An 18,042-nucleotide genomic window follows, 5' to 3' on the forward strand; every position below is an offset into this window, starting at 1 on the left:
CATTGCTAAACCCTGTTTATATGTTCCTCGTTGCTTTAGAAGACACACTCAAAAAAAGAAAAACTGCTGAAGATCAACTACAGTTCTTAGCGGCTGATCTAGGAGAAAGTGCCGCCAAGGAATTCTTGTCCATCACCAATTTAGTAGCGATCGACTTCTCGTTGGCAAGTATCGAATTAATAGAACAAAAGTTATTAGTCGTAAAAGGACAAGTAACGCTGTGGGGGTTATATCACCACCCCTTCATCTTAGAAATAAATGAACAAGCCTGTTTCACCTGCTATGCAGCAAATCTTCCGCCGCTGTGGCACCTGTACGATGCATTTCCTATCAGCGAGGAGGATAAAAAGAAACTGCAAATACAATATACACCGCATTGCTTACTTTTTACGAATACAGTACAAAGTCGACAACAACCTGCCGGTAACTGGTTAAAAGGGATTAATGTATTAGGCGAAGCAAATCTTACTTATGCGCTGAAAAATTTACAACTGTTATATAATAATCACACGTCAATATCCTTACAAAGTCTTATAAAACCGGTAGATAAGCTATTCGATATCCAGTTTTTTACAGGTGTGAATACGGCTACTACTATCGTATTACCCAATTGGCAATTGAAAATTGGCACGGGTACCCCAGGTATTGTAACAAGTCAATTGCAAAATGGGCCACTGCAATTGCCTGTTCATATAGATATTCCCCCATTTAACGATCCTTTAGATGAATTAGCATTACGCCTGCAAGAACGTATCGCGCTGAAAGATGCTTATGTAAAAGACGAAGACTTAGCACCACGTACTGTTTACGAGTCATTAGGTGTAAGGGAGTTGCATCTTACGAATGGCGTGGTTGAACGAAAAGGTGCCACGCTGGTATTAACAGGTACAGCCGGGTTATTCGAACTTAGTTTGCCTAGTAAGCATACTTGGACATTCTCCTTATCGAGTGATAACAAATTGGAGTATGCGCTTGCCATAGAATTGCCTAATAAATGGGATGCAACAACGTTGTTCCCCCTAACGAAATTTACTTTCTTTGAAGAATTGTTATGGAAACAATTGTTATATAATACCGTAGAAAATTCCATCCAGGTCGGCGAGCCCTATAGGGTTGAAAAGGGCTGGTCGGTACATGTACAAATCAATAAAGATGAAGGCTTGAACGAACTACAAGTGTTAAATGAGCAATTCACAGCTTTTAATATGATAGGCCGTATGAAACCGGCTAACATAGGGCGATTCGAGTTGGAGTTTACACGTACATTTAGTAAAGACCTTACCGCTTCACTAACCGGGATTGTACCGTTTACAATGAAGGCGCCCTTAACTTTACAACTTGGTATTGACAACGCAAGCATACGCGCATATATAGAAGGCAATGTAGATATGCAACCATTACCAAGTTTTACGGGGCAACTCCAACTTCCATTAGCAGGTACAAACCTTGAAGTATACACACTCAAAAGTAAACACGAAATAGCGCAAAAAAACATCGTCTCCTCCTTTCTCCAATTATCGAAAGATGCTGCAAATGATTTCGTGCCTGCTAGTTTATTGAATGCCGCGGCATTAACCATGAAGGAATTTCAAGTCGATTTCACAAAAGAATTGCGTTCAAATACTCATACAACAGCCTTATTAGTTCCAAGCAAGGAGGCAGGTACGTTCGAGTGGAGCCCTTATCCTTCATCACCTATAAAACTGAATGGTTTTAATTGGACGTATAAAAGAGGGTTTAATTTGTTGGAAGCGGGTGCGCCATTAGAATATGTAATGGGCGCTACTTTTTCGGGCAAAATGGCTATCGGTAATACGCATGATCTTGATGTAAGCTTAGATATGCCTTTTGAAGGTGATTGGGAATTTGTATTAACAGATCCTAGTAAGCAGCCTACATTGACCGACTTGGCCATGCTATTGTGGAATTCAACCACCGCAAAGCAAGATGAAATAATGAAATCCTTACCAAGTAATTTAATTGATACAAAGGCTACTGCGCCCGGGATTAAGTTGGCAGCGGTAAAAGTTGGATTTAATCCTACACTACAACAAGGCGGACCGTATTTGTCGTATGGATCAGTCGAAATTTCGCAAACCGCACCATGGAAACCGCTAGGAACAGATGCGTTGAAGCTAGATGGCTGGAAAGCTATTATAAAGGTGGATGTGAAAAATGGGAACGCCGTTTCTGGTAAGATCGAGGGCCAGGTGGTTATTGCTAATCAAGGTCCCCTGCAGATTCATATGCCAATTCCTGCCCAACAAGATGGGTGGACGATGCAGTTGATAGAAGGACAGCAGATCTCGTTCCCTGGCATGGGTCATTTTTTACAGTTGTTACATGGACAAGATTTGCAGCTCCCACAAAAATTTCATGCGTTCGGTGCCTTTGACATCACTAAACTATATGTAAAAGTTGATCCCACTAAACCCAGTGTTAATGAATTTCTACTAGCATTCCAAAGTAAAACAAATTGGGTTTTTATTGAAGATTTATTAGATGTAAAAGTAAACAACGCTTCCATAGAAATGAAGCGTATAAATGATGTTTGCCATTTTTACGGTACAATCAAAGGAGAGATTAATTTTGGAGAGGCAACAGTGAATATGATCGTCCAGAAGCACGGAGAACAGCCTTGGTATACCTCCTTTTGGCTTTCTGAAGCAATTGAATTGCCGGGCCTTGAAAGCCTTGCCAAATGGATGTTTCCCGACCAAAGCTTACAATATGTAGTACCCTCTTTTATGCCATTCAAGAAAGGTATTGAATTGAATAAATTGGGGATGGTGTTAAGCAGTGATAAGGGTTTGTTGCAGTCAATTTCATTTGGTGTTCGCAATTTAGATAGCTGGGATATATTGTCTGGCTACCTCAGCTTACAAGCTGTAGATGTAAGTATGGATATTGCAAAAGAAAAGGACGTGTTCGGCATCCACGAAGCGCATATCAAAGCCTTATGGGATATAGCAGGTACGCAATTCTTATTTACGGCCGATAAAGCAAAGGTAACAGCTCCTTGGATTTTAAAGGGAAAATTGATCAAACAGGAAGCACTTGCTTTAGAGAAAATACTAGGTGCATTACAACATTTCGAACATACCCAATTGCCCAAGCTAGATAGTTTACCCAACATTGCTTTAACGGATTGGGAAACGACAATCATTCCCGAAGAAGGTTTTTTCCATATGAAAGGTGACATAAACACACCTTGGAAAATACAGCTAGGAAGCATGTCGTTGCAAATGTTAAGTGTAGGTGGTGAAATTACAGTTAAACGTTCACAAGAAGAAGAATTCTCCTATGCAGCCACTGTTACTGGGCGTTTAAAAATTCAATCGCTTCAAGCGCTGATGGGGGTTAGCTTAGGTAATGGCGATACGCCCATTATTTTTACCGGCCACTTAACTGCCGAAGAAGCAAAGGCAGTTACATTGCCAGCTTTAAGTAATGAATTTGTACCTACTGCTTGGGAGGTACAAACACCGGCCGGTATGACCGGTTTTCAGCTTAATACAGCCAGCGTTTACCTAAACCCTAGCGATAAAGTATTTTACCTCCATGGTAAGTTCTCTTTTGGTGATCAACCCGGCGATTTGGAAACACTCTTCTATGCTGAAGAGGTACCTGGGAAAACAGTAGAAGAGAAAGTAACGAATCAATTCATTTTTGCCGGCCAGCTAGGAGAACATTTTACCTTCGAGAAGCTATGGCCCGATGCTAAAGTGATAGATCAGTTCATTCAACTAAAATCGGTGTATACTTGGTTCAATTCGCATGATATTGCTGATGTAAATGCATTAAAAAAGAAATTCACCACCATCCCCGCAGCGCTACAACACAATATCCCTACCGATAAATTCCAAACAGCCGGCATCGCCGCCGGTTGGCATGTGTACGGTGCTTTAGATTTCTCAACCGATTTGCTCAAAACCTATTTGCAACTCAGCAAGCTCAAAGATGCACCTCTTGTACAGGCGTATGGCGATATCACCAAAGACCCCGCAAAGCGCATATTCCGTGCGCAATTTGCGCCTTTCTCATTCTGGGATACCATCACATTCGGAAATAAAACCACCGGTGAAATGCTGCAATTTGAATACAAAGCCGCAGATGGGGGTTCCTATTCAATAGCAGGTCCATTAGGTATAAAACTATTCCAGGAAAATTATCAATTCGATGGAGCACTTACTATTAACACCAAAACAGCTACATTCAAAACAAGTATGCCGAGCACCAAGCCAATTGATGCGCCGTTTGGGTTAACGAAAGTTAAACTCGCTTCCGCTGCTTTACAAGTGGATTATTCATTCGCAACAGTTGAAAAGAAGGAGGCAGATATAAATATCTCGCTATCTGCGGCTATTAAAGTTGGAGAAAATGCTACGTTCGATGTAATGCTGAAATGCCGACAGGTAAACCCCGTACTGCTGAAAATTAGTTTAAAAGGCCAATTCACGGTAGGACAATTATTCAATTATTTCATCCAAACACCGCAATGGCCAACAACTGTATTCGATATTGGTTTAAAAGATGGTGCGCTTACATACTATAAGAAAGCAAATGATACCAATAATAACATCGGGGAAAGTGGATTAGAGGATGGCTTGAACCTGCAAACGCAACTCATCCTATTCATTAAAAAAGAATATCTCCTCAATATCACCGCCCATATCAACGATAAAGGCTTGTTAGGTAGGGCTAGCTTACCGGAGAAAATAGATTTCGGCATTTTACAAATTGCAGGGGCAAAAGACAATGGTCGTGACCCTTATAAAGATGGTCCATCCTTATTCATCAATACCCAACAAGATAAGCCTACCATTGGCTTGGAAGCTGGTATTAATTTGTTTAATTATCCACTTGGGGTAGCTACGGTGGAAGTGCAAAAAGATGGACATGGTCAACAAAAATTGCACGCCCAATTGCAAACAAAGCCGGTCGAACACTGGGGTAACTTCACGCTGGGATTTAGTTACAGCAAACAACAAGGTTTGGCCATCGATAAATGGCCGAATTGGAAGTTTACTGGTGCCAATGATGTATTCAACTTTATTAAAGTTATACAAGATATTATGGCGTTGACGGGCTTTTGTGAATTTGCGGTCAACACAGCAACTAGCACATTAGTAAATACAAAGTTCGATGTATCCCCATCTGTAAGAGTGGGAGAGCATGGATTGGAATTAGTATTGGCTGGGAAGTATATAATTTGCACAATAGGTGGTGCTGAAATTACAACATTAGACTTCCCCGCTGAATTTATTGTTCAACTTCCAAGCGATACACATTTCGACAGTGTGTACGATGCTTGCGTGAAAGTAATTGTAGATAGTGCAGCCCATTTTGTAGCAGAACTGTTTAAAGAGCCAGTAAAGCTGGGGATATTTGTCATGAGCGTTTTTGGTCCTATAATAGGTGGAGAGATTATTGCAAGGTTACTCTGTATGGGTTTAGGAAGCTTGATACTGCCCACCTTCTTTACCATTAGTGATGGCGTAATTGTTATTTTGCCGGTAATATTAACACCAGGCCACCTACCGAAATTAAATCCCGGTGTTCGCATAGAGCCACCTGTATTCGATTATCATACATATGAAAACGGCAAATTGATCGTTACCTGGCATCCTGCTAGTTATGCGAATCAATACCCAGTCAATTTAAAGTTAGGTGACAACAACAGCTTGCTACATGAAATCTTGCCTTTTAATAAACGCAATATAGAATACCAAGTAAACAGGGAAACTCTGCCTGCGGGCACCCTTACCTTCAGCGTAGCCTCTAAGTATGGCGATGTAATTAGCAAGCCGAATGAATTCACGATTCAAAAGTTGCCACCTGTTAAAGCGTTAAAGCTAGTGCATGTAGAAGCATCGGGTGAATGTATTATTACATGGAGTCATGATAATGTTGGTCAAACCGCGGATATTCAACTTTACAAAGGAACTTCCTTAGTAAAGGATTTGAAGTTGCAAAAAAGCCCGCTGGTTATTGCTATAAAAGATATGGAGAGTGGTGATTATAATGTATCGGCTGTAGCAAATGCAGCAGGAATGATAGAAAGTTCAACAGTAAAAACATCCTACGTTATCAGCAAACTATCCAAGCCAACTGAATTGCAAGCAAAGGGGATGGTAGATTCCATTGAATTTACTTGGAAAAACGTAAACGATAGCGACGAATATGAAATTCAAATTTGGGATGGCGAAAAGTCAATCCACCAAGCATCAACCTACAATAAACAATATGTTTATCCAATAAAAACAGGAGGCTCATTTACAGCTACCGTTCGAAATGTAGGACAAAGAATAGGGGAGCCAAGTGCATGGACGGCCCATTCAAACATGGTCGCTTACCTGCCACCACCCAAAGTTACACGCTTTGATTTTGATAGCAATACGCATTCCCTAGTAACCACCTGGGAGCCTGTACCGGGGGCCGTTGAATATGAACTACAAATTGTGACCATAAATGAAAAAATGTTTATTGTGCATGCAATAGATATGGATGGTGGATCATTTGGATATCATTTGAATGTTGATGCATTGCCTTATGTACCATCATACCAAGTGAGGTTGCGCAGTAAAGGCACAGGAAATATCAATAGCAGCGTGTTCATCATCCACGAGCAAAGTGTAATGCGTTTAGCGAATATGCCTTTCTTTAATGGCATGGTGGCTGTAGATGGTAAGCATATCAACTTAGCCATGAGCCCCATAAACGATACTACTACCTATAGGATCGAATTAATTGAGCATAGCACCCCGCAGCCGAAAATTATAGACAAACGAATCATAGAAAACAAGCCTCCCATTCAATTCCCGGCTGACTTGCTTGCATTAATAGAGGTGCCTTATACCTTTAAGTGTTACCCAGTTAAAGCGGGTTGGATTGATGGCGTGCCACATGAATCGGAAATTATTCGAAGAAAAGCAGCGCCAACGATCATGAAGGCAGCAGTGAATTTAAACACATTGTATGTTGAATTGGAGATGAATGCGCCACGTAACAGTTACCAAATGTTCCTTACAGGGCCAGAGAATACAACACATCTTTTCGTTGATCCGCCAGGAGAATTATATATCGGGGCATTAAAAGCGGGTACTTATGATATACACGTGGTTATTACTTCAAGTACCTATAATATTGGTAGCGAATCGTCTAATACCGTAACAATTGAACTCAACCCAATCCTATTAGACGACGAGGCGAGGTTCATTGCTACAAATAAAATTCATCCAGAAGCGGCATTTAAAAGGTTAAAAGCCACTTTCCCATACGAGTCGTTCTTGAACATCATGACAGCCTTGCACCATGCTAAATATCCAATGGGTAATGCCCTATGGGGATTAATTGCTACCTATAAAAGCATCAACCAGTTAACTGCTGCCGCCTACTTGGATATAGTGAATAAAGTGTATGAAGATGAAGTGGCCATTATAGTTGCCCGCTCAACATTTGATAAGGATGTGCCGGCAAATGTTGCAGCAGAAAAGTTAGTGGTGTATATGAATAATGTAACATCTCCCATCGTAATTATTACGGCACTGGTGGCGGCCGGCTACCCAGGTAAAGATGCAGCAGCAGCATTGCGCGGTTTAAAAGGATTTATAAACGAACCTATCATCGATGATATCATCCAATGGTTAATTGCCGGTAGGTAATAATACTTTACTGAAGAAAAGAGCGCCTTGATAGCATAAAGTTGTCAAGGCGTTTTCTTTTATACCTATCTTATGTCTCCCCGGATATTTTACTTACCTTAAAGTCTAAACACCCAACTATCATGGCGATGATCCTCGTAACCGGCGCTACGGGCCAATTAGGCTCTGCTACGATCGAATACTTACTACAAAAAACCAACCCGCAAAATATCGTCGCCTTCGTAAGAGACGCACAAAAAGCCAATCACCTAGCTTCTAAAGGCGTAACGCTCTGCATCGGCAATTACAACGATCCCGGCAGCGTTTCCCAAGCCATGCAAGGCATCGACATCCTGCTATTAATATCCGGCCTAGAACCCAATCGCCTTCAACAACATCAACAAGTAATTGATGCTGCTGTACAAGCAGGTGTTCAACATGTATTGTATACAGGAGTAGCCATGACCGACACAGCCGCCTCCGCTATCCGCAAAATGATGGACGACCATACCAACACAGAAGCCTATATCTTAGCGAAAGGCATCTCGTACACCTTCTTACGAAATTCATTGTACGCCGATGGTTTACCCGGTTTCACAGGAGAAAAAGCTCCCACTACAGGTATTCATTTCCCCGCAGGTGATGGCAAAGTGCCGTATGTATGGAAGAAAGATTTGGCAGAAGCAACCGCTCATATCCTTACCTCGGCAGGCCACGAAAACAAAATATATAAGCTAACAGGCGGCCCTTCCTATTCTTTCCACGACATAGCCGCCATGTTCACCGCTATAACCGGCACGCCAACTATCTATAGCAACCCATCTGCATCCCAATACGCAGAAACGTTGCAACAATACAATGTACCCGCTATGTTTATAAAAATCCTAGGCGGCTTCGCTGAAGACATTAAAAACAATTTATACGACATCCCATCAAACGACCTCGAGCAACTACTCGGCAGGCCACCGCTTGCCTTAGCAAATGCCATCAAAGAAATCTACAAACTGTAAAAAAGGTATAATTCCCAGTAATTCGTATTCACCATTCACCACGTTTTCTTCTTATCATTGTGTTCTCCAAAAGTAACACCATGATGAAAAGAATACCATCGCTATTCGCCATATTGCCACTCTGTTTGGCCGCTTGCACTGCAAAGCCTACAAAGGATGCTCCGCCTCCACAGAAAGTACGCTTGGCAAAAATCATTGTCGATAGTACCCAACTCGATGCCTATAAATCGTTCCTGCAAGAAGAAATTGAAGCCTCGATCAACAAAGAACCCGGTGTAATTACTTTATATGCAGTATTCGAGAAAGAACAACCCACGCATCTAACCATCTTGGAAATCTACGCCACGGAGGCCGACTACCAAGCGCATGTGAAAACGCCTCATTTCCTCAAGTACAAGAACGGCACACAAAACATGGTGCAACACCTCGAGTTGGTAGAAGTAGATCCGCTGGTACCTGGGTTAATAAAGAAATAAATTATTCGCCTAACGCTTCGGTGATGGCTGGCTGTGAATTATAACTCTACGTAATCAATGTAGCTACAGCCGCCGGTAAACAAGGTGTATACTTCCAAGTTATCAGCGATGTAACTTCCATCATTAAGTTCGACTATTAATACAAACTATATAGCTGGGCATAAAAAATTTAAACAAAACAAAAAAAGGCGAACCTGGGATGGTTCGCCTTTTTTTGCAAATTGTTCACCCAACATTTCGAACATTTCTTCACCCTTCACCGACCCTTCACCGACACTTCACCGACTCTTCACCGACATTTCACCGACAACCCCCCAGTGTTTATAAGGCTTTAGTAAGCCTTTTGTCGACATTTCTCCGACATGCACCTTGTAAAACCAGGGGTTAGCCAGCACATTGTCGATAAAAACCTTGCAAAAAGTCATTAACGGCAGGAGTGTGACCCGGCAAAAACCGGCATTTTCCGGCACATTCCGGCAGAAACCGGCACTTTCCGGCATAAAGCGGCATAAACCGGCATAAAGTGGCATAAACCGGTTAAAAGCGGCACTTTCCGGCACGGCATTTTTTTACACGGCAGGCACGCTGTACCTTCGAAGTGTAATTACAAGTACACCGTAACGGTTAGCTCTTTGATAGTTTGTTTTCCCGCCTATTTCCTATTGAAACTGGATCAAATGGTAGCGATAGTAGTACTGCCCACTGATGGAGAATGACCTTGGATAAGGAACTTTGAACGAAGTATCTGTAACAGTATGTGATTTGGGTAGTTGAATGCTGTTGTAAGATTGAAACGAAGCACCATAGCCTTTCCACGGGTTGGCAAGCGTTACACCCCAAACGCGCTTGTTCAGCAAAGTTTGCTCCCCACCTTGCCGTGCTACATCTCCCGAGAATTGGTGATACGATACCTCCACCAAGCTCAATGCCGTATAAGGTGCACCATGATAGCTGATGATAGCGCCGCCTGTATAATTCCGGTTCTTCTTATCCCCCAAATCCGCTTGTGCAAACCCCAAACCGCGATCATTGTAATACGACGCCTGTACCCTGTCTACATGCGCATTTACAAACCCAACACGCTGGTTGCCCTTAGCAGTATTCAAAAATGTAATTATAAAGTTCGTACCCAGGGAAAAAGAATAGCGATATGGGTTCTGTAAGGCAGGGTATACAAAGTTGGAGAAGTAGTACAAAGGAATATCCCGGTGCGCTAACACTGGCTGCTTATTTGCCCGCATGTAATTCTGCCCACCAAACGTAGCCGTACCTGCTATGATGATATCTAAATCGAAATTTTGAAACGGGTTACGCTGCGTGCTTTTACTACCCAGCCCGCCATTGTACAATTGCACTTCAATATTCACCGACGGGTAAATCCAATCATGCAGAAATTCGCCACCTACACCCGCATTCGCAGAAAATCGTAAAATAGGGATGGGGTGCTGCTTAGATGAAGGAAATTCCAATACCGCCCTGCACGATAATCCAAATTGCCGACCAATAGCATTCGTGCCATAATCGGTACGTGCTTGCCCGTATGAAGGAAAAGTAAAATAAATACCGGCAATAAGGCATAACAATAAGCGTGTAGGCATGCGATATGGAAATAAGCCAGGATGTAACATTCAACACAGGTGGTTCACGATCTGCACTATCTTAAAAATAAGCAAGTAAAAGCATCCTACAAAAATGAATCCCGGCCGTATATACAACCGGGATCTCTTGTACAATAAAAATAGTGGTTATTCTACATCTCTGCTGGGTGTAGCCGTTGTGTCTACTTTAGCCGGGTCATTGGCTTTCAGTGTTTCCAAGGCTTTCGGATCAACTGCTGTTAAGTTTAATGGTTCCGGGGAATTACGCAACATCGGGATGATGCATAAATAGGGGGTAGGTTGTATCGATTTATCGTGTAAGTCTACCACCGTTTCAAATACATACACAGGCTGTAGTATCTTACCGTTATTGTCGTAATATGCTTTCTCTGCCGATTTCAATTCGAAGGTGGCCTTCTCCCCAAATTCAGCGGTGATTTGTTTTTTAGCTACGGCTTCGGCTTCTTCCGCGCTCATCAATTCCGTCGTTTTTATCATCGTACGTTTGGAAGTACTCACTTCGCGCCAGCGCCTTGTTAAGCCTACTACTTCGCCTTTGTCGCCAATATTAATCACTATCTTCGAACCAGGACCTATTACAGGTAAGCTATCTAACTTACGACCATAAGTAAGTGTAATCACCTTGTCGATAATTTTACCCTTTTGCGATTGTGCTCGCAAGCCGCCTACGTGTTCTAGTTGTAATTCGTTTTCATTGTTCGCTTGTAAACCATGCTCGCGTAAGAAGGCGGCACCAATTTTAATGGCTTCTTCAGAAGAAGGTAATGCCGGCACATAGTCGCCCATGTAACGCCTGTCGATCTTAGAGAAAGAGAAATTGCCGTTTGTTAAATCCTGTTCCAACGTAATGTTGGCATCGCTGCCGTCTACGTAGTACATTGTATTATTGTCTTGGTTGAAGGTGAAACCTTTTTCATCTTTTGTAGCCAAGAATTTTGCAGCTAATGCCTTGGTATTATCGGTACTTAGCTTGCCTGTTTCATCGAAGCTATATACATACACGGGTTGTTCAGCAGATGAAAGTGTATTTGTTGTTGGTTTTGTTCCTTGTTGGCAAGCCATCAGCGTTACCATGTACGTGAACAATGCTATGCGTGAAATATATGAGAAGTTCATGTTCGTTGGGGTTGAAGGATGAAGAAATTAATGCTGCCACCAAGTTTTCATATTATTAGCACCATATGGATCAGCAGTATTGGTGCTTAAGCGGTCGTTTTCTGTAGTGGTGTATACGATAGCACTTGCATAACCTGGATAGCTCGATCCTCTCCACCAGGATCTTTCATCGTTCACCGCGTTGAACCAACTTTGCCAAATGCCGCCATTGCCTTTTAATTTGTTGGCGAAATTATTGGGAATGCCATTGTCGGAATAACTCAACGTACGGAAACCTACTAATTGGTGCAAACCTTTAAAGATCGACATGTACGGTGTCCACCAATCACTTCTCTCAGGTGCCGATGCCACGGTAGAGCAAGATTCAATAATCAAAAATTCCATGTCGCCACCATTGGCTTGGTCGCCGTAACCAGGGCACGTTGTTAAATCTACAATTGTGCCGGTAGATTGATTCGTTTCGAAGAGGTAATAATTACCATGCGCCGATACAAATGATAAGTCCATTCTATCCGCATAATAATTGTTCGAAGAAGTGAACATAAAAGGTTGTGCATAGTAATACTGCACGTAGCGGTAACGGTTGCCACCAATGGTTTTCCAACCGTCGAAGTTTTTAATGAAGTTCCATACATTGCGTACGAAACGATCTTCTGCACGATCAACATATCCACCGATTTCATGATCTGCAGCGTGGGAAAGCGTGGTACTACCTAAACAACAAAGTAGCAACATGCAAAACGCTTTGCGCGTAGTGTTCAATACTGTTTTCATTTTTTGGGGTTTTGGAGCTAATAAACTGTAGGCTCATGGAAGCCTGTATATATAAGTGTTAACTGGGGTAAATTACAATTACAACACAAAGATACAGCTCAGGAATGTATGCAATGCCCTTCTGCGTAGCAATACGCAAAAATTGCGTGTTTATACTTTCGCAACGGAAGGTATTTTGCAGTTGCTAGTATGGAAGCATAAAAAAGCGGCATACAAGTACTTGTATACCGCTGCTCGCTATATGAAAGAAAAACGCTAATCTGTTATGCTAGAGGAGGATTGTATTTTTATATCGGCATATTGCCACGCTTTATCAAAGGCAGCTTTTACTTCTTTGGCTTCTACATCTCGTTTCTGCGCTATCAAGGCTTCTTTCAAGCCAATTAGTGCCCAACCATTTTTACGCCATGTTTTCAAATCGTCGCGGTATACTTTCTCTGCTTCCTTGGCTTTGCCTGCTTGTAGTAGTACGGCACCTAAATGATGCCTAACAGAGAAGAACCAGTCGGGAGGCTCGTTGTAGTTTAAATTATCTTCCAACGCAATCCCTTCTTTCAGCAATACTATTGCCGTGTCGTATTGCTGTTGTTGTACGGCAATTCCCGCGGCTAATACTTTCTCGGCAATCTTCGCTAAATCGGCGGTTGTATTAATATTCCAAATGGTTACTTGTTGTAAAGAACTATCGGCTGCTAATAGTTTCAAACTATCTAACGACTTCTGCGCATGCATTAAATAATGTTTACCCAAGTAAGCCATGCCTCGTGCATAATGCCATACAGCCCGTGGATAAATTAAATCCTTGCCTGGTTCCGGCATCGCTAGTATGGTATCCCACATCGATAGTTTAACAGCTACGTAGTATGGAATGGTGTAATAATGCTGCAAAGTGCCCCAACCCGGCATACGCATAATTTCTTGCGAAGTGTGTGCATGTAATTTCATCGCCGATTGCCATGCCCAATGGCTATTGCCTTCTAATGTAGCTGTTGCCACTAAGAAGTGATCGTTATGCGGGTAATATCCCAAGGGGTAAGCACCTTGGGCATGACAAGCAGTTGTATATGCGCTATCAGTATTCACCGCCCGGATATTAGAAATGGTACCCAAATGGTAATCACCTGTATTAATGTAAATATGCGAAGGCATGTGTAGTAAGTGTCCTGCCCCGGGTACTAATGTATCTAATACATGCGCACTTGTTAATGCTTGTTCTGGTTGTGCAGAAGACTCTACCGCGTGTATAAAAAAGTGATGTGCGCCAGGGTGGTTGGGGTGTAATTGCATTAAATGCGTAAGTACCTTTAAAATAGGTCCTGTCCAAGGTTTCGGCGCTTTAGATTTCTTATCATACAAATCCCAAGGATGTAGTATCATCAATGCTTCTGCATACAATGCGCCTACATCCGGATCACCGGGGAATTGATTATACACCTTCTTCATGGCATCGGCATACGCTATATCTAAAGGGCCCCTGTTTTCCGGTGGTTCTTTGGCATAACGTGCAGCTAATGCTTTAATCATAGCCTGTTCTTTCGGCGTAGCATTCGTTGCTAAAGCTTGCGCTTTTTGTACCGCTTCGTATGCTCTTTGGAAGTTATCCGGTTCCATGCCAGCATTGTAGTTAGGACCCAGTACATAGGCAAAACCCCAATAAGCCATGGCGCAAGTGGAATCGAGCCGTGTAGCTTCGAAGAAGGAACGGGCGGCTTCAGCATGGTTAAAACCATATGCCCACATCATCCCTTGGTTGAAGTACGTTTGTGCTTCGGGGGTAGTAGTGGAAATGTTGAAGTGAATACCTTCTAAGCCTTTGAACAAAGGTGCCTTTTTACCGGAAGCGTACCAAGCTTTATCGGTGGTGGCCGGTACGGCACAACCAATGCTAGCCGCTACTTTAGTAGGTGTAGTGTTCTTGGTCGGTTGAACGTTGTTACATGCCATCACACTGCACATTGCAACAATGGCAAAGCAGATTGTTTTCATCATGGAAAAATGATTTGACAATATATAGTCGGGGTAATAAAAACCTGGTTGTCACAAATAGAATGTCGGAAGAAGAGCCTGTCACTGCAAGAAAAAGGTACGAAGAATGTATACGTGGTGTATACGCCACCTGCTAATTGGAGGAATGTAGATGAAACATGGCGGTAATTCATACTTCATCTACATGTTGCGCGGTATAATTAGTGATTTGAAACGGGTATTTTGATATAACTATCGTTGTACCAATGAATACGCAAAGGAGCCCCGGCATCTTTGATTGTTTCTGCTGAAACCTGTTTGCCCGAGCCATAGTTGATGATTTCAAATGGATGTTTATTGATGTTCAATAATACCACTAGCTTACTGCCTTTACGTATACGTTTGCTTACAAAGCGTGTAATGTTAAAAGGGATACTTTCCTTTTTATTGGGCTGTAGTAATTGTCGTTTTGCTTTGTTTTTCGCATAGCTAGCCCTTCCAACATAGCGGGTTAGAAAGAAGTATTGCCCATTGGGTAGCAGCTCGTATAAGGCCAACGAAACATCCATATCTTTTTTATTGATCGATGCAAATAGGTTCCCTGTGAAAGATCCATTTACATCCATGTCTTTTTCAAATGCAGCCGTTGTATATACTAAGCCATTACTTGCATCCAGCGAATCGAAGATAATGTTCGGGGTGAAATAATTGTTTTGTTGTACGCGATCTTTGAAATCGATTGTTTGGCGTTGAAAGGCGGTGGTAGTTGGTTGCTTTGGCAGGAGGGTGTTGTTGTGAAGATAGAAGGTGAGGGTATCGGTGTTGATACTAGCTAGGTTAGGCGCGTGTTTCCATTCATTAGTGCCCATTACTTGGTAGTTGACTTTATCTTGCAGGATAGCCGGTGTAGGTTTGCCTTTCAAGATATAATCTAACCAATCATACGCTAGTTCCATCATGTTTACATTCGCTACGGGGTCGATTTCGTACCCCATTAAGTTAGCAGCCGGCCTACGCTGTGCACCCCAATGGTCGTATGGCCCAATTACTAAGTAGTGATTCGCTTGCGGGTTATATTGGTAATGCAATTTGAAGTATTGTAAGGCACTAATTTGTGAGCCATCGTAATACCCGGTTGTTGTTAGCACGGGAATATTAATATGGGCATATTCGCTAGGAGTAGGCACCATGGATTGCCAGTAGGAATCGTAGGCAGGATGACTAAGCCAATGTTGAAAAATGGGATTCGGTGTACCGGCTAAGCTATCCAACTTGTTATAAGCTACCCCGCTATTGAAGTATTCGAAGGGTAAATGCCTGGGTAAGAAGGGGCGCTTGTAAATGTTATCATTGCTCCAATTGAGTATACTACTCAGCGGCACGTTATTTTCCATCGGGAAATCGAACCCGGGCATTACAGCAACTTGGGGAACAATGGTTTTTAACGCCGGGTGAAGCTTTTTGGTGGCCGCCCATTGTGCATAGCCTGTATAACTACCACCGTACATACCCACTTTGCCATCACACCAACTTTGTTGACTAATCCAATCGATGATATCATACACATCTGTTCCTTCATGCTCAAAAGGCATATAATGCCTCAAATCGCTTCGAATACCACGCGCATAGGCCACAATGCCAACGTAATCCCGGTCGGCCGATTTCTTGCCGAAAATGGCATCGTTTGCATGTTGGTAATAAGTCGTGTAAAATAGGATAGCAGGGGAGGGCGCAGTATTGGTTTTCTTACGAACTATAATAGCCGAAATAGGTACCCCGCTTCTTGTAGGAATAGCAACACTATCTTGTATAAGATAGCTACTATCATTAGGTGCCGCTTGCTGAGCGAAAGCAACACCAACCGTTATCATAAGCAGGATGGTAGATATTAAATGCCGCATATTAGGTAGACCGGTTTAGTGATGGTAACAAATAGGTTTTTCCGAGGAAAAACCTCGAAGAAGACGATCCGCGTTGTTAAAAGTTACAAATAACCCGCATTTTCTTCAAATAATCCCTTCCTGTTTAACTTATCATGGTGAACACAGGTGTTATAACGAATCCCCTTCCGGGTAAATTTTCGTACATTCGGATAGCATTGTTATTGGCATGCTGTTAGCATGACCATGATTTTAACCAAACCGTATTTTTATGGGATTCCTAAACAAGTTATTCGGAAAACCCGGGGCACCCGCTATTGCTGTAGAGAAAGATAAAGTACCCGTTTACCCGATGATTAAAGATGCTCGATGGCCGGGTTTAGCGCATGCTGCGTTTATACCATTTGTACAAACTGGCGACACCTTGGAATTAGCCATCGTATTCCCACAAGATGCCGGGGATAAATTCGAATACATCACGCAGCAAGATCTTCAAAACGAAGCCATCAAAGTTAACTTTTCCCAATGGCAACAAAATATTGATGCATATCCTTTCGCTATAGATTGGCCCGAACCCCTTCGTCGACGTATATTCGTTACGCCCGAAGAGGACCATGCCGCCGAGAAAATATTATCGCCCGCTTTCCTAGCAGAAGCCTGCAAATTATTGAAAACAGATAAGCTCCTCATTTCCGCCCCGCGCCGCCGCTTCTTGATGATGACGAGTTACTACGAAGAGTTTAAAAACTTGGAATTGTTTTTCTACTATCATTTCAATGATTTTAAAGATGATACATCCGGTTGTGAAATTATTACAGACATGATTTTCGTTGCCGATGCTCAACAAGTACAATACGCCGCACCATTGAGTTTTAGAATGAACTTGTACGAGAAAGATGGTCAAATGACTTTGTCATACTCTTCCATGGAAGATTTATTCGACGAAAATGGATACATTAATTTCCAAGCGATCATAGAAGCGAAGAAAATACCGGTAATGTGGCCACGGTAAATAGAAAGCATTAAAAAAGCCTTACTACCATGTAGCAAGGCTTTTTGTATAGTTTACGGTTTTATCACCGCCCAACCTTCATATTGTCGAAGAATAATTTCACCATTCCCACTGGGTACAAACCCGAGGAAATCGTGTACCTCGCTTTTGTCGATCTTTCTTTCTGCCAAAGTATTTTCACATTGCACAAAAACGACGCCCTTCTCCTTTAATGGTAACATCAAAGCAGCATATGGGTTCGACTTTTTATTCATCTCCACACCATCACCAAACACGACTACCTCCACATGTAACTTACCTTTCAACCGCGGATCATTGAGCGCATTCCCAATATTGCGTAATAGTGCCCGAATTTTTTTATCGTCCGATTCGTTGAGGATGTACAAAGCATTGTAATGTTGTAGCGTGGCTACTGCCGGTACAAAAGTCTTCGTGTTGGCTTGTTGGGCTTGTACTTTCATTGTAATACTGCATAATAGAAGTAGCAGCACTTGCATGGTTCTTTTCATAGCGTGTGATTGATTGTTTTGTGTAATTGGGTAGGTAG

At 42.3% G+C, this 18,042-nt stretch carries 11 protein-coding genes; 4 read left to right on the forward strand and 7 right to left on the reverse strand.

Translation table 11 applies throughout. The features are described 5' to 3' along the window. Nucleotides 1-20 precede the first annotated feature (20 nt). From LX64_RS12915 to LX64_RS12925, 3 genes are all read left to right on the forward strand, one after another. Complete coding sequence (locus tag LX64_RS12915; protein ID WP_111598062.1) at nt 21-7,664, forward strand: hypothetical protein; 7,644 nt, start codon at nt 21-23, stop codon at nt 7,662-7,664. 122 nt (nt 7,665-7,786) lie between these two features. Further along, nucleotides 7,787-8,653, forward strand: coding sequence for an SDR family oxidoreductase (locus LX64_RS12920; protein WP_111598063.1), 867 nt, complete (start codon nt 7,787-7,789; stop codon nt 8,651-8,653). 80 nt (nt 8,654-8,733) lie between these two features. Continuing rightward, nucleotides 8,734-9,129: a putative quinol monooxygenase gene (locus LX64_RS12925; RefSeq protein WP_111598064.1), complete on the forward strand. Its 396-nt coding sequence runs from the start codon at nt 8,734-8,736 to the stop codon at nt 9,127-9,129. A gap of 278 nt (nt 9,130-9,407) precedes the next feature. Here LX64_RS12925 and LX64_RS12930 read toward each other — a convergent pair whose 3' ends face one another. The 6 genes from LX64_RS12930 to LX64_RS12960 form a co-directional block, all read right to left on the reverse strand. Beyond that, nucleotides 9,408-9,689 (reverse strand): hypothetical protein, encoded by a 282-nt coding sequence (locus tag LX64_RS12930; RefSeq protein ID WP_148707306.1) that lies wholly within the window; start codon nt 9,687-9,689, stop codon nt 9,408-9,410. A gap of 99 nt (nt 9,690-9,788) precedes the next feature. Continuing rightward, nucleotides 9,789-10,727 carry a hypothetical protein gene (locus tag LX64_RS12935; RefSeq protein WP_148707307.1) on the reverse strand — a complete coding sequence of 313 codons (939 nt, stop codon included), beginning with the start codon at nt 10,725-10,727 and terminating at the stop codon, nt 9,789-9,791. 147 nt (nt 10,728-10,874) lie between these two features. Beyond that, a complete protein-coding gene (locus tag LX64_RS12940) occupies nt 10,875-11,864 on the reverse strand; it encodes a hypothetical protein (RefSeq protein WP_111598067.1) in 990 nt (329 codons plus the stop codon). A 27-nt stretch (nt 11,865-11,891) separates the two neighbouring features. Further along, nucleotides 11,892-12,638, reverse strand: coding sequence for a DUF6345 domain-containing protein (locus LX64_RS12945; RefSeq protein ID WP_111598068.1), 747 nt, complete (start codon nt 12,636-12,638; stop codon nt 11,892-11,894). Between the two features lie 255 nt (nt 12,639-12,893). Continuing rightward, entirely contained in the window at nt 12,894-14,627 is a 1,734-nt protein-coding gene (locus LX64_RS12955; protein ID WP_111598070.1) for a tetratricopeptide repeat protein, read from the reverse strand. A gap of 197 nt (nt 14,628-14,824) precedes the next feature. Further along, complete coding sequence (locus tag LX64_RS12960) at nt 14,825-16,504, reverse strand: CocE/NonD family hydrolase (protein ID WP_111598071.1); 1,680 nt, start codon at nt 16,502-16,504, stop codon at nt 14,825-14,827. A 250-nt stretch (nt 16,505-16,754) separates the two neighbouring features. Between LX64_RS12960 and LX64_RS12965 the strand changes: the two genes are divergently transcribed. After that, nucleotides 16,755-17,495 carry a hypothetical protein gene (locus LX64_RS12965; RefSeq protein ID WP_111598072.1) on the forward strand — a complete coding sequence of 247 codons (741 nt, stop codon included), beginning with the start codon at nt 16,755-16,757 and terminating at the stop codon, nt 17,493-17,495. A gap of 53 nt (nt 17,496-17,548) precedes the next feature. Here the strand turns inward: LX64_RS12965 and LX64_RS12970 are convergent, their stop codons facing one another. Next, a complete protein-coding gene (locus LX64_RS12970) occupies nt 17,549-18,004 on the reverse strand; it encodes a DsrE family protein (RefSeq protein ID WP_111598073.1) in 456 nt (151 codons plus the stop codon). Nucleotides 18,005-18,042: the final 38 nt, after the last annotated feature.

This window comes from Chitinophaga skermanii (assembly GCF_003259335.1).
Taxonomy (GTDB): domain Bacteria; phylum Bacteroidota; class Bacteroidia; order Chitinophagales; family Chitinophagaceae; genus Chitinophaga; species Chitinophaga skermanii.

Excerpts from the sequence above, each read along its gene's own strand:
- LX64_RS12935 (WP_148707307.1), bottom strand. The coding sequence starts at position 10,727 with ATGCCTACACGCTTATTGTTATGCCTTATTGCCGGTATTTATTTTACT.
- LX64_RS12960 (WP_111598071.1), bottom strand. The coding sequence starts at position 16,504 with ATGCGGCATTTAATATCTACCATCCTGCTTATGATAACGGTTGGTGTT.
- LX64_RS12925 (WP_111598064.1), top strand. The coding sequence starts at position 8,734 with ATGATGAAAAGAATACCATCGCTATTCGCCATATTGCCACTCTGTTTG.
- LX64_RS12945 (WP_111598068.1), bottom strand. The coding sequence starts at position 12,638 with ATGAAAACAGTATTGAACACTACGCGCAAAGCGTTTTGCATGTTGCTA.
- LX64_RS12915 (WP_111598062.1), top strand. The coding sequence starts at position 21 with ATGTTCCTCGTTGCTTTAGAAGACACACTCAAAAAAAGAAAAACTGCT.
- LX64_RS12920 (WP_111598063.1), top strand. The coding sequence starts at position 7,787 with ATGGCGATGATCCTCGTAACCGGCGCTACGGGCCAATTAGGCTCTGCT.
- LX64_RS12965 (WP_111598072.1), top strand. The coding sequence starts at position 16,755 with ATGGGATTCCTAAACAAGTTATTCGGAAAACCCGGGGCACCCGCTATT.
- LX64_RS12940 (WP_111598067.1), bottom strand. The coding sequence starts at position 11,864 with ATGAACTTCTCATATATTTCACGCATAGCATTGTTCACGTACATGGTA.
- LX64_RS12970 (WP_111598073.1), bottom strand. The coding sequence starts at position 18,004 with ATGAAAAGAACCATGCAAGTGCTGCTACTTCTATTATGCAGTATTACA.
- LX64_RS12955 (WP_111598070.1), bottom strand. The coding sequence starts at position 14,627 with ATGATGAAAACAATCTGCTTTGCCATTGTTGCAATGTGCAGTGTGATG.